The organism is Kineococcus radiotolerans SRS30216 = ATCC BAA-149 (assembly GCF_000017305.1).
Classification (GTDB): domain Bacteria; phylum Actinomycetota; class Actinomycetes; order Actinomycetales; family Kineococcaceae; genus Kineococcus; species Kineococcus radiotolerans.
In genome coordinates, this window is the sequence record NC_009664.2 from 73,647 (window position 1) to 85,905 (window position 12,259).

At 71.6% G+C, this 12,259-nt stretch carries 12 protein-coding genes; 10 read left to right on the forward strand and 2 right to left on the reverse strand.

The window, feature by feature from the left end; translation table 11 throughout:
• The first annotated feature begins 62 nt into the window (after positions 1-62).
• Genes KRAD_RS00365 through KRAD_RS26755 form a run of 6 tightly spaced genes read left to right on the forward strand, consistent with a single transcriptional unit; the run spans position 63 to position 7,201 of the window.
• On the forward strand, positions 63-1,361 hold the full coding sequence (locus KRAD_RS00365; RefSeq protein ID WP_011981233.1) for an ABC transporter substrate-binding protein: 1,299 nt from the start codon (positions 63-65) through the stop codon (positions 1,359-1,361).
• The gene (locus KRAD_RS00370; RefSeq protein ID WP_011981234.1) at positions 1,358-2,314 is read left to right on the forward strand and encodes a carbohydrate ABC transporter permease; all 957 of its coding nucleotides are present in this window, start codon (positions 1,358-1,360) and stop codon (positions 2,312-2,314) included. Before KRAD_RS00365 ends, KRAD_RS00370 begins: the two co-directional genes overlap by 4 nt.
• Before the next feature lie 10 nt (positions 2,315-2,324).
• Positions 2,325-3,206, forward strand: coding sequence for a carbohydrate ABC transporter permease (locus KRAD_RS00375; protein WP_011981235.1), 882 nt, complete (start codon positions 2,325-2,327; stop codon positions 3,204-3,206).
• Between the two features lie 7 nt (positions 3,207-3,213).
• Entirely contained in the window at positions 3,214-5,448 is a 2,235-nt protein-coding gene (locus tag KRAD_RS00380; RefSeq protein ID WP_011981236.1) for an alpha-amylase family protein, read from the forward strand.
• 20 nt (positions 5,449-5,468) lie between these two features.
• Entirely contained in the window at positions 5,469-6,266 is a 798-nt protein-coding gene (locus tag KRAD_RS00385) for a hydroxypyruvate isomerase family protein (RefSeq protein ID WP_049821374.1), read from the forward strand.
• The gene (locus KRAD_RS26755; protein WP_011981238.1) at positions 6,263-7,201 is read left to right on the forward strand and encodes a D-2-hydroxyacid dehydrogenase; all 939 of its coding nucleotides are present in this window, start codon (positions 6,263-6,265) and stop codon (positions 7,199-7,201) included. The genes KRAD_RS00385 and KRAD_RS26755 overlap by 4 nt, the downstream gene beginning before the upstream one ends.
• 442 nt (positions 7,202-7,643) lie before the next feature.
• On the opposite strand, the gene KRAD_RS00395 is transcribed toward KRAD_RS26755, so the two are convergent.
• Positions 7,644-8,417, reverse strand: coding sequence for a class I SAM-dependent methyltransferase (locus KRAD_RS00395; protein ID WP_041292430.1), 774 nt, complete (start codon positions 8,415-8,417; stop codon positions 7,644-7,646).
• Positions 8,418-8,619: 202 nt separating this feature from the next.
• Here KRAD_RS00395 and KRAD_RS26475 point away from each other — a divergent pair, with 202 nt between their 5' ends.
• Positions 8,620-9,267, forward strand: a complete 648-nt coding sequence (locus KRAD_RS26475) for a VOC family protein (protein ID WP_203417463.1) — start codon at positions 8,620-8,622, stop codon at positions 9,265-9,267.
• 288 nt (positions 9,268-9,555) lie between these two features.
• Here the strand turns inward: KRAD_RS26475 and KRAD_RS00405 are convergent, their stop codons facing one another.
• Complete coding sequence (locus tag KRAD_RS00405) at positions 9,556-10,467, reverse strand: LysR family transcriptional regulator (RefSeq protein ID WP_011981241.1); 912 nt, start codon at positions 10,465-10,467, stop codon at positions 9,556-9,558.
• 66 nt (positions 10,468-10,533) lie between these two features.
• Here KRAD_RS00405 and KRAD_RS00410 point away from each other — a divergent pair, with 66 nt between their 5' ends.
• The 3 genes from KRAD_RS00410 (at position 10,534) to KRAD_RS00420 (ending at position 12,243) form a co-directional block, all read left to right on the forward strand.
• Positions 10,534-11,316 carry a 3'(2'),5'-bisphosphate nucleotidase CysQ gene (locus KRAD_RS00410; protein ID WP_011981242.1) on the forward strand — a complete coding sequence of 261 codons (783 nt, stop codon included), beginning with the start codon at positions 10,534-10,536 and terminating at the stop codon, positions 11,314-11,316.
• A complete protein-coding gene (locus KRAD_RS00415; RefSeq protein ID WP_011981243.1) occupies positions 11,313-11,951 on the forward strand; it encodes an NAD(P)-dependent oxidoreductase in 639 nt (212 codons plus the stop codon). The genes KRAD_RS00410 and KRAD_RS00415 overlap by 4 nt, the downstream gene beginning before the upstream one ends.
• Positions 11,952-12,054: 103 nt before the next feature.
• A complete protein-coding gene (locus KRAD_RS00420; protein ID WP_041291801.1) occupies positions 12,055-12,243 on the forward strand; it encodes a hypothetical protein in 189 nt (62 codons plus the stop codon).
• Positions 12,244-12,259: the final 16 nt, after the last annotated feature.

A 12,259-nucleotide genomic window follows, 5' to 3' on the forward strand; every position in this document is an offset into this window, starting at 1 on the left:
GACGTACTCGCGCTGCGCCACCCCTCAGCACCACATCGACGGAGATGTCAGGGAGAGCCACCATGAACCGACGTACCTTCAACCGTCTCCTGGGAGCAGGAGCCGTCACCGCGGCCGCGACGGCCACCACCGCCTGCGGCGGCAGCTCCAGCGGCTCTTCCGACGGCGCCGTCCGCTACGCGTGGTGGGGCGACGCCGTCCGCCAGAAGAACTACGAGGCCGCTCTGGCCGTCTTCTCCAAGGAGAACCCCGACGTCACCGTCCGCCCGGAGTTCGCCGACTACACCGCCTTCCAGGAACGCATCACCGTCCAGATGGCCGGGCGCAACGTCCCCGAGCTCTTCTGGATCCCCTCCCCCCAGGTCCTCACCTACGAGGCTGCCGGCCTGTACCGCACCCTCGACGACCTCGAGGACTTCGACCTGTCCGACTACCCCCCCGAACTCCTCGAGACCTTCAAGCTCGGCGGCCAGCTCAACACCATGCCCCGGTCGGTCTTCACCCCCTGCGTGCGCTGGAACCAGACCTTCCTGGAGGAAGCCGGCGCGGAGCTGCCCGCCTACGACGAAGCGAGCTGGACGTGGGACGCCCTGGCGGAGTTCCTCATCGACTACTCCGCCGACAACCCCCAAGGCCGCAAGGGCGCCGCCTACTGCGCCAACGGCGACATGGTCTTCGAGTCCTGGGTCCGCCAGCACGGGGGCGACCTGTGGACCGAGGAGGGAACCCTCGGCTTTGAACCGGAGGTGCTGGAGGGCTGGTTCGCCTGGTGGGAGAACCTGCGCGCCAAGGGGGCGACCCTGGAGCTCTCCGAGCAGGAAGGGGCGGACGGGGAGTGGTCCCTCATCGGGGAGAAAGCCCTGCTGACCCTGCAGAACTCCAACCACATCGTCGACGAGGCGCAGCAGTTCCCCGACTACGACTTCCAGCAGCGGATGACCCCGGCCAACGCCGACGCCACCCCCGGCTTCCGCTTCGGCTACCTCAGCCGCATCGCCATGTACGCGCGCACCGCCGAGGGCTCCCTCCCCGGTGCCGCCAAGCTGCTGAACTTCAACCTCAACGACGCCCGCATGGTCTCCCAGACCGGACTCACCGTCGGCGCACCGGCGAATCCCCGCATCCTCGCCGAGATCCGCCCCGACGCCACACCCGACGAGATCAAGCTCCTCGACCTCGTCGACGAGGAGATGAAGCTGGAACAGCGCCCCCGCTACGAGGCTCCCCCGGGATCGGGTACCTGGCGCGATGTCATGGCCCGCACCATCGAAGCCGTCACCCTGGGCAGCACCAGCATCCCCGACGCGTCGGCGGCCTTCATCAGTGAGGTCAGCCGCGAGATCGACGCAGCGAAGAAGTGAGTGCCCCCACCGCGCCGCCTGGACCGGCGCTCTCCAGCAGCACGCCACCGCCGGCGGCGATCCGGGGCACCGCCGAGTGGCGGCGCCAGGGTCGCGCCGCGCACGTCTTCCTCATCCCCTGGCTACTGGGCCTGGTCCTCATCACCGCCGTCCCGCTGCTGGCGTCGCTCTACCTGGCCTTCACCGACTACGACCTGCTCAACGCCCCCACCTGGACCGGCCTGGAGAACTTCCGCCGGATGGGCGAGGACCCGCGCTTCTGGGCCTCGACGTGGGTGACCCTGAAGTACGTCGTGGTCTCCGTCCCCCTGCAGCTGGCCTTCGCCCTGGCCCTGGCCGTCGTCCTCGACAAGGGCATCAAGGGTCTGGCCCTGTACCGCAGCGTCTACTACCTCCCCTCCCTGCTGGGCACCTCCGTCGCCGTCGCGATCCTGTGGCGCCAGCTCTTCGGGCACGACGGGCTCATCAACGCCGGCCTCGCGCTGCTGGGCGTCGAAGGCCAGAGCTGGCTGCAGAACCCGGCCACGGCCCTGTCGACCATCGTGGTCCTCAACGTGTGGACCTTCGGCTCACCCATGATCATCTTCCTGGCCGGCCTGCGCCAGATCCCCGAGGAGCTCTACGAAGCGGCCCGCGTGGACGGTGCCGGGCGGTGGCGGCAGTTCGTCTCCATCACCGCACCGATGCTGACGCCCATCATCTTCTTCAACCTGGTCCTGCAGACCATCGGCGCCTTCCAGAGCTTCACCCAGGCCCACGTCATCTCCGGTGGCCGCGGCGGTCCGCTGGACTCCACGCTGTTCTACACGCTGTACCTCTACCAGCAGGGCTTCGTGAACTTCAACATGGGCTACGCCTCGGCGATGGCGTGGGTGCTTCTCCTCGTCATCGGCGTCGTGACCGCGCTGCACTTCCTGCTGTCGAAGTACTGGGTCTTCTACGGGGACAACTGAGGAGCGCGACGTGGCCACCACCCTGACACCGCAGACGCAGACGCCCGGCCGTACCGCGCCGGCGCGCAGGCCCCGCGGGGACCTGCGCAAGCACCTCCTGCTGACCGCCTTCGCCCTCCTCATGATCTACCCGCTGGCATGGATGATCATCAGCTCGTTCAAGCCGGGCAACCTCATCCTCTCCCAGCCCGGCCTCATCCCCAGCGAGGTGACGTTCGACAACTACCGCAACGGGTGGAACGCGCTCGGGGAGCCCTTCTCGCTCTTCTTCGTCAACTCCCTGCTGCTGACCGTCGGCTCCATCGTCGGCAACCTCGTCTCCTGCTCCCTGGCCGCCTACGCCCTGGCGCGGCTGGAGTTCCGTGCCCGGCGTCTCTACTTCGGGATCACCCTCGCCTCCGTCATGCTGCCCATGCACGTCCTCGTCGTGCCGCAGTACATCTTCTTCTCGCAGCTGGACATGCTGAACACCTACTTCCCGCTGCTCATCCCGAAGTTCCTGGCGACCGATGCGTTCTTCGTCTTCCTCATGGTCCAGTTCATCCGCACCATCCCCCGTGACCTGGACCAGGCCGCGGCCATCGACGGCGCCGGTCCCTTCCGGGTCTTCTGGTCGATCATCCTCCCCCTGATGAAGCCGGCCCTGGTCACGACCACCATCTTCACGTTCATCTGGACCTGGAACGACTTCTTCACCCCCCTCATCTACCTGACCTCCGTCGACGTCTACACCGTCCCGGTCGCGCTCAACACCATGGTCAACGCGGAGACCCAGAACGGCGTGGGCGCCCTGTTCGCCATGTCCCTGCTCTCCCTGGCCCCCATCCTCGTGTTCTTCGTGATCGCGCAGAAGTACCTCATCCGCGGCATCGCGACGACCGGACTGAAGTGAGGACACCGTGACCACCCTCGACCCGACGCCCTCCTTCCTCCCCACCACCTCCCCCACCCGCGAGAGCCCCAGCGGCGACGACGACTGGCCCTCCTGGGCCACGCGGTGGACCCAGCTGACGTTCACCGAGGACGACCCCCTCGACTTCGACCCGGAGTTCTGGCTCGATGTCATGCGCCGCAGCCGCTCCAACGCGACGTGCCTCTCCGCCGGGGGTTACATGGCCTTCTACCCCACCCGGATCCCCCACCACTACCGCAGCCGCCACCTCGGGGACTCCGACCCCTTCGGCACCCTGGTGGAAGGGGCGAAGTCGATGGGCATGGCGGTCATGGCGCGCGTGGACCCCCACGCCATCCACGCCGACGCCCTCGCCGCGCACCCGGAGTGGGCGGCGCTGGACGAGGACGGCCAGCCGGTCGAGCACTGGGCCTTCCCCGGCACCTACATCACGTGCCCGTTCAGCACCTACAACAGCGAGTTCCTGACCGAGGTTTCCCGCGAGATCACCCGCGAGTACGACATCGACGCCGTCTTCGCCAACCGCTGGCAAGGCCACGGGATCTCCTACTCCGCCGCCGCCTCCCGCGCCTTCCGCGAGGACACCGGCCTGGACCTGCCCCACGGCGCCTACGACGCCGACGACCCGGCCTGGCGCGCCTGGCCCGGATGGCGGCGCCGGCGGCTCAGCGCCCTGGTGGGCCTGTGGGACGACGCGGTGCGGGCGGTGAAGCCCCACGTGCGGTTCATCCCCAACCTCGGATCGGTCGCCGCCCACGACCTGGACCGCGGCCTCGTCGAGAAGCACTACCCGCTGCTGTTCATCGACAAGCAGGGCCGCTCGGGGATCGAGGCGCCGTGGGCGGCCGGGCGCAACGGCAAACGCAGCCGCAGCGTCTTCCGGGACCGCCCCGTCGGCCTCATCACCAGCATCGGGCCCGAGCACCCCGCGCACCGGTGGAAGGACGCGGTCACCAGCGGCCCGGAGTTCGCGACGTGGATCATCGACGGCTTCGCCCAGGGCGCCTTCCCGTGGTTCACCAAGTTCAAGGCCGGTGTCCTCGACACCCGCTGGGTCCAGCCCCTCGTCGACGCCTTCACCCTGCACGCCGAGGTCGAGCCGCTGCTCTCCCGCCTGAGCATCACCGCCGACGTCGCCCTGCTGGATGCCACGAGGTCGACCGGCCTGCCCCACGGCGGGGAGAACCTCGACGGGCAAGGCGCCTACCAGGCCCTGGTGGAGGCGGGGATCCCCTTCGAGTTCGTCTGCGACGGACTCATCACCGCCGAGCAACTGGACCGGTTCCGTGTGCTCGTCGCCCCCGACGTGCAGCGCCTCAGCGATGAGGAGTGCCGCACGATCACCGAGTGGGTGGGACGCGGCGGCTGCCTCGTGGCCGCTCACCAGACGTCGATGCTCCATCCCGACGGCACGCCGCGGGCGGACTTCGGACTCGGCGAGGTCCTGGGTGTGCACCTGACGCGCCCGGCTCGACAGGGAGTCCGCAACAACTACGCCGCCCTCACCGGCCGGCACGCGCTGCACACCGGCTTCACCGGGACGACCCGCATCATCGGCGGGACGGCCATCGTCGGGGTCTCCGCCGTCGAGGACGCCGTGGTGCCGTTCCGCTTCGTTCCCGACTACCCCGACCTGCCCATGGAGGAGGTCTACGCCCGCGAAGCCCCCCGCGACCCCGCGGTGGTCCTGCGTGAGCACCCCGGCGGCGGGCGCACCGCCTACGTCGCCTTCAACCTCGGCGAGGTGTTCTGGGAGGCGCTGCAACCCGACCACGGTCACCTGCTGGCCGAGACGGTGCGCTGGGCCCTGGGGAGCCACGACACCGTGCGCGTCGATGCTCCCGGCATCGTCGACGTCGCCGTCCACAGCGGTCCCGGCGAGGTCGCGGTGTGCCTGGTCAACCTCACCAACCCGATGACGATGCGCGGCGCGATCCGCCGGGTCCTGCCCACCGGCCCCGTCAGCGTCTCCCTCCCCCTGCCCGCCAGTGCCCGGCTCGTCTCGGCCGGGCTGGTGGTGCGCGGTGAGGAGGTCGCGGTCAGCGTCAGCGCCGGCCAGGTCGAGGTCGTCGTGCCCTCCATCGAGCAGCTGGAGGTCCTGCACCTGCGCTTCGCAGACGCCGGGCACGACCAGGAGTCCTCCCACCGACGTGACGACCGGCAGGCTCAGCACCACGCGCCACCGCCCGGCTCCGACCGGAGGGGGGCGGACGCACCGTGAAGTTCAGCGCCAACCTGTCCATGCTGTACCAGGAGCTCCCGTTCCTCGAGCGCATCCCGGCCGCGGCCGCCGACGGCTTCACCGGCGTGGAGTTCCTCGGCGCCTACGACCAGGACGTGCTCGAGGTGCGGGCCGCGCTCGAGGCGGCGGGGCTGCGGCAGGTCCTGTTCAACGTGCCGTCCGGGGACTGGGCCGGCGGTGAACGGGGCATCGCGTGCCTACCCGAACGGGTGGAGGAGTTCGAGGAGGGAGTCGCCCGTGCCCTCGAGCACGCCCGCACGCTGGGCTGCTCCCTGGTCAACGTCCTCGCCGGGCGCGTCCCCGAGGGCCTTGAGCTCGACACGGCGTTGGAGACCTTGGCTGAGAACGTGCGCTTCGCCGCCCACGCGCTGGCGCCGGCGGGAGTGACCGTGCTCCTCGAAGCCGTCAACACCCGCGATGTCCCCGGCTTCGCCCTCCCCACGATCGCCGACGCCGCTGCTCTGCTCTCCCGGGTGCAGGCCCCCAACACCGGCCTGCAGTTCGACGTCTACCACGCTCAGGTCATGCGGGGGGACCTGCTGGCGACGTTCGAGCGGTTCCGGACCGCGATCCAGCACGTGCAGATCGCGGACAACCCCGGGCGGCACGAACCGGGCACCGGAGAGGTGAACTACTCCTTCCTCCTCCCCGCCCTCCGAGCCGCCGGGTACGGCGGCTACATCGGCGCGGAGTACGTCCCGACCACCGCAGGCACCGGCTGGCTGCGGGAGTTCGCGCCGGTTCCCGAGCCGGCCTGGGGAGCGACTCGGGGATCGGCCTGGGAAGCGGCACGGTGAGCGGACCCAGCGTCCTGGTCACGGGCCCGGTGTCAGCGGCCGAACGCTCGCAGCTGACCGCGGCCGCCCCGGGACTGCGGCTGACGTTCCAGGACCGACCGGGCAGCGACCCGGCGGCGCTGGCCGCCACCGACGGACTGGTCGGCTCCCCCACCCTCGAAGACCTGAGCAGCGCACCACGCTTGCGGTGGGTGCACAGCTGGGCCGCCGGCGTCGACGGCGTCCTGGTCGGGGGGCGGCTACCGCAGCCCTTCGCCTCGGGTCAGGTGCTGCTGACCTCGGCCAAGGGCAACGGCGCCGTAGCGCTGGCCGAGCACGTGATGCTCCTCCTGCTGGTGCTCTCACGGGACTTCCCCCGCTGGCAGCGAGCGCAGTCGCTGCGCCGGTGGGACCGCTACGAGCACGGGGAGCTGTTCGGCTCCCGAGTCGGGATCATCGGGGCGGGGCGCGCAGGCCGGGAGGTCGAGCTGCGGGCCCGGGCGTTCGGCATGACCGTCGTCGGGCTGCGGCGGCACCACGCGCGCGCTGAGCTCGAGGACCTGCTCGCCACCAGCGATGCGCTGGTGGTGACCGCTCCCGCGACGGCGGAGACCGTCGGGATGCTGGGGGAAGCGGAGTTCGCCCGCTGCGCGCGCCGCCCGTACTACGTGTGCGTCTCCCGAGGTGGTGTCGCCGACGACGACGCCCTCCTGCGAGCGCTGCGCAGCGGGCAGCTGGCCGGGGCGGGACTCGACGCGCACGCGGTGGAGCCCCTACCGCCGGACTCACCGTTCTGGGCGGAACCGAACGTGGTGATCACCCCGCACAACGCGGCGACCACCGCCGCGACCCGGCGCCGGGGGCTGGAGATCCTGGAGCACAACCTCGCGGCGTTCGCGGCGGGTGGTCCGCCAGGGGACTTCCGGGGGGTTGTCGACGTGGACGGCGGTTACTGATCGTCCAGTGGTGGCGCTGACTCGGGTGCCGGGGTGCGGCGAAGCGCTGTGGGGGGAGCGCCGTGGAAGCGCCGGCGTCGAGGAGGCGGACGGGGCAGACGGGGCAGACGGGGCGCGACGTCGGCCACCGCGCGGGCGGAGGCTCGTCCCTGGGCGACGTTCGGCAGCGGCACGGTGGGACGGACCGGGTGGGCCTACCCGGGTGGTCGCGGGGTCCGAGCGCGGGTGACCCGCCCGAGACCGTCCTCGGCTGCGGCGTCCTCGGCGGCGGTGAGCACCGTGGCAGCTCGTCGATGGTCGCGTCAGGCAGTACCCGCGGGCCGAGTGGGTGTGTCCTGCGCGACCGCCGGCTCAGCGGTGCGGCGCTCGCCACGCAGCACGCAGCCGGGTGCTGCCACCCCCACCGCACTGCCCGGGGAGGAGCAGGTGAGTGCGACCGACGTCATCCCTGCACGGGGTCCTTGCAGGCGATGACGATGAACTCCCGTCCCGGACGGTCCGGCGCCTCACGGACATCCACGACCACGAGACCCGCCCGGCGCACGTCGTCCTCGACCTCGGCCTGCTCCCGGAAGCGCAGCGTCGAGGTGGACGTCAGCGTCAGCGCCTCACCCCGACCTCCCCCGTCCCGGCCGTCGGGGAGGACGTAGGTCCAGCGGAACGTCACCAACGGGCCCTCGACGCTCAGCGTCTCCACCCAGCTCTCCACCCGCCCGACACCCTCGACCTGCGTCGTGCGGCGGGTCCGCTGCGGTGTCCAGGCCTCCCACGCCCGAGCGGCCGGGCGGCGGGTCTCGAAGACCAGGTGCCCACCGGGGACCAGGGCGTCACGGCACGCGGTCAACGTCGCTCTCCACGCTGGTGGGTCCACGATCAGCTGGGCGGTGTTCGCGGTCATCGTCACCAGGTCCCGATCGTGCACCTGCCCCCGCGCTTGCACCGCGGTGGCGTCCCCGACCACCCACCGCACCCGTTCCGCCCCCGGCTTGGCCCGGGCCACCTCCACCGACGCCTCGGCCGGGTCGACGCCGATGACGTCGCAGCCGCGATCCGCGAGCAGGAGGGCGAAGGTGCCGGTGCCGCAGCCGACGTCGAGGACCCGTCGGGCGTGCAGGGTCCCGGCCAGCGCGAGGTAGGTGTCCAGGTCGCTGCGGTCGCCGTCGAGGGCGTCGTAGAGGCCGGCCAGCCGGGGGTCGCGGAACTCCTCATCGGTCACCGGCAGCATCCGACCACGACGCCCCCTCGTCGGCTACGGCCTTCGACCGTGCGGGAACCGACCACGCGGTCATCCCGCGCTGCGCAACTCCACGGTCATCCCGCTGAACGCGCGGCTCGACGGCTACCCCGTGGGGGCTCTGCGGGAGCCAGCACCCTGAGCCGACCTGACACAGTACGGTGCGTTCACGGAGCGGACACAGGTGAGCATCGGTGGGGTCGTGCTCCTCGAACCGGGCTGCCCCGAGGGGGACGTGGATGTCACCTCCCCGTCCGGCCAGACCGTCACCACCATCGGCCCCGTGCGCCCCGACGAGACGGTCGCCGTCCACGACGGGCAGGTCGACCTGCACGCCCTGACGCCTTCGCGCCGCTCGGTCATCCCGCCCACGGGCGCAGGAACAGCGACCGGACCGAGCCGGGACCCGATGACTTCTCCGTCGTCCCGGGGTCCACCCACCATGACGATGACGACGACCGTGATCAGCGTGGCGCTGCCGGTGGCGGACCAGGACGCCGCCCTGGCCTTCTACACCGGTGTGCTGGGGTGCGAACTGCGCCACGACGTGGAGGTGTGGCCCGGGGTGCGCATGGTGGAGGTGGTACCGCCGGGCTCCCGGGTGGGCCTGGTCCTGCTGCCGCCGGACAGCCCGCTGCCGATGGCGGTGCGGTTGGGCACCTCCGACGCCGACGCCGCGTACGAACGGCTGGCAGGCACCGAGGGCGTCGTGCTGCACAACGAGGAGGTGCTGCGCTGGGACGACGTCCCCCCGATGTTCCACTTCAGCGACCCCGACGGCAATCACCTGGTGTACCTGGAGGAGCCGACCACGCCCGACGACGACGGCTGACGACGTCACGCAGTCCTGCCGCGGAGATCGCACGGGTGTGTCGATGCCCGGGCGCAGGGTGGAGGCAGGAGTTGCCGCTCCGAGCAGGTGCCCATGATCCCTGGACCACCCGCACGGCACCCTCCCCGTTGTGCGAGGCCTGCATCCCCAGCGGCGGGGTGCAGCCATCTCGGGAACGGTTCACGCCGCTGCCTGAGGGTCTCTCGCGATCGGTGCGACGACAGTGTCGGACGGCGACAACTGCTGGGGCGTCACCGGGTGGCGGGTGCGTCGACTGGTCGTGTGACGTCAGTGGTTCGACGCGTCCTCGAGCAGGGCCTCCGTCGTGGCGCGGACACGCTCGCGCAACCACGCGTGAGCCGCGTCGGACTCGGAGCGCTGGTGCCAGACGCTGATCACCTGCGGGGCCGGCAGTTCCAGGGGAACCGGTTCGTTGATGAGTTCGAACGCCTCGGTCACTGCCTCGACCACCCGGCCCGGTGCGGCCAGCGCGGCGTCGGTGCCGGCGACGATCTGCGCGGCGGCGGCGATGGTCCCGACGCTGGCCACCACGAGGCGGTGCCTGCCGTGATCACCCAGCGCGTCGTCGACCGGGTCGCGCAGGCGCCCGCGCCGGGACACGACGACGTGCGGCAGCGCTGCGTAGGTCGCCAGGTCCAGCCGCGCCGTGGCGGGGTGCCCGCGTCGCAGCACCACCACCAGCGGGTCGGAGCCGAGGAGTTCGTGGCGCAGTTCGGGGACGGTGGGCACCTTCGAGCCGAGTTCGAGGTCCACCGCCGCGTGCCGCAGCTCCTCGGTGTCGTGGGTGGTCTCGGCCAGGAAGCGCAGCCGCACCCCTGGTGCCGTTGCGAGCACGTCGCGCAGGAGAGCGGGGGCGAGCGCCGCGGTCAGGGCGTCGTGGGCGCGGAGGGTGAAGACACGATCCAGCGTCGCGAGGTCGAGCGAACTGCTCGGGACGAGCAGCTGCTCCGCCTGACGCAGGAGTTCACCGATCCGGTCCTGGACCGCGAGGGCGTAGGTGGTCCGGGTCATCGTCCGACCGGTGCGCACGAGGATCTCGTCCCCGGTGAGCCGTCGAATCCGACCGAGGCTGCGGCTGACCGCCGGGGACGACAGCCGCAACCGCGCGGCCGCCCCGGCCACGCTGCCCTCCTCGACCAGAGCTTCCAGCACCGTCAGCAGGTTCAAGTCCAAGTGCATTTGGGTAAACCTACCGGTAACGACGTTGCACTGGACTCAACGCAGGGTGCGCGTCACGGTGGAGCCATGCCTACGAACGAGGAACTCCTCGACCTCCTGGTCACCACCCTGCCGACCGCGGCGGCACGCGTCACCCGCCCCGAGCGGCGCTTCACCACCGCACCCGAACTGACCGTGGCCCTGGCCGCCAACGACGACGCCGTCACCGCGAGCCTGCGCCCCGTCCTGCTCGCTGCCCTGCCCGGTTCGCAGTGGACCGCCGAGGAGCACGGTGCGGGTCCGATGCCGGCCGGTGACTGGTGGGTCATCGACCCGGTCGGGGGGAACCTCAACGCGATCCAGGGAACGCCGGACTGGAACATCGGTGTGAGCCTGGTCCGCGACGGCGACGTGGTTCTCGCGGCGCTGCACGCGCCGGCCGTCTCGGAGATGTTCACCGCCCTCAACGGCGCCGGCGCCACCCTCAACGGCGCCTCCCTGACCGTCTCGGCGAAGACCGAACTCGCCCTCGCCCTGACCGGCACCGGCCAGGCCCGCCCCAGCACCGACCCCACCCGCGCCGACCTGCGCGGGCGAGCCATCGCCGCGATGATGCGCAGCGCCCTGTCGGTGCGCCAGTCGATCCCGGTCGGGCAGCACCTCACCCACGTCGCCGCCGGTCGCGCCGACGTGCACTGGCAGTTCGAGAACCTGCGCTCGCACATCGCCCCCGTGCTCATCGCCCGAGAAGCCGGAGCCACGGTCACCGACCTGGACGGTGCGCCCTGGGCGATCACCAGCGAGGGGTACGTCGCCGCTGCTCCCGGCGTGCACGCCGCTGCCCTGACGATCCTGGGTTCGCTGCGATGACCCCCGCACCGACCCCTGCGCCGCTGCAGATCGCCGTGCTGGGCGCCTCGGGCGCCACGGGTCTGCACCTCGTCCGCCAGGCCCTGGAGCGCGGGCACACCGTGGTGGCCGTTGCTCGTCGCCTCGAGCGGATCGGCATCGGCGACCAGCCGCGGCTCCTGCGCCGAGCAGCAGACGCCACCGACCCGCGGAGCGTCGCCGAGGCGTTGCGCGACAGCCCGGTCGTGGTCTCCGGACTCGGAGCGGTCGGCAAGGAGCGGGGCGTGCTGACCGCCGGGGCCCGCGCGGTCGTCGCCGCGCGCCCCGAGCGGGTGGTCTGGCTGGGGGCCTTCGGCACCGGCCCTTCGGCCACCGCCGCCGGCCCCCTCACCCGGAACCTGCTCCGGGTGGTGCTGCGCGCGGAGGTCGAGGACAAGGTGAGCGCCGACACCCTCGTCCTGGCGGCCGGTGGAACGGTGGTCCACGCCGGTCCGCTGACCAACGGCCCGGGCGGCGCATCCCCGCGGGCGGTAGCCCTGGAGCGGGCCCCTCGACGGTTCTTCCCCGCTCCCATCAGCCGGGCGAGCGTCGCCGCGGTCATGCTCGATGCCGCGGAGTCGAGCGTCAGCGGCGTCATCGTCCCGCTCGACGGCTGAGGCACCGCGAACCGGCGGTCGACCTCACCTGCGGGAGCGCCGCTGGGCAGTGCCCCCACTTCGAGCTCGTACCGCGTGCGCAGCGGAGGTGCCGGCTGGTGCGGTGACGACGGTGCCGGCCGACGGCCAGCCGTTCAGTCGCGTCGGCATCGACGACGAGCAGATCGCTGTCGATGAGCGCGGCCGGACCACGGGCTACCACGCCTTCGTGGGCGAGGGCTGCCGGATCCTGCACCGCTGGCCAACAACTCACAGCGAGCTGACAGCCGGGCCAGGACGCCACCGACCGTGAACTCCAGCTCTCGCGG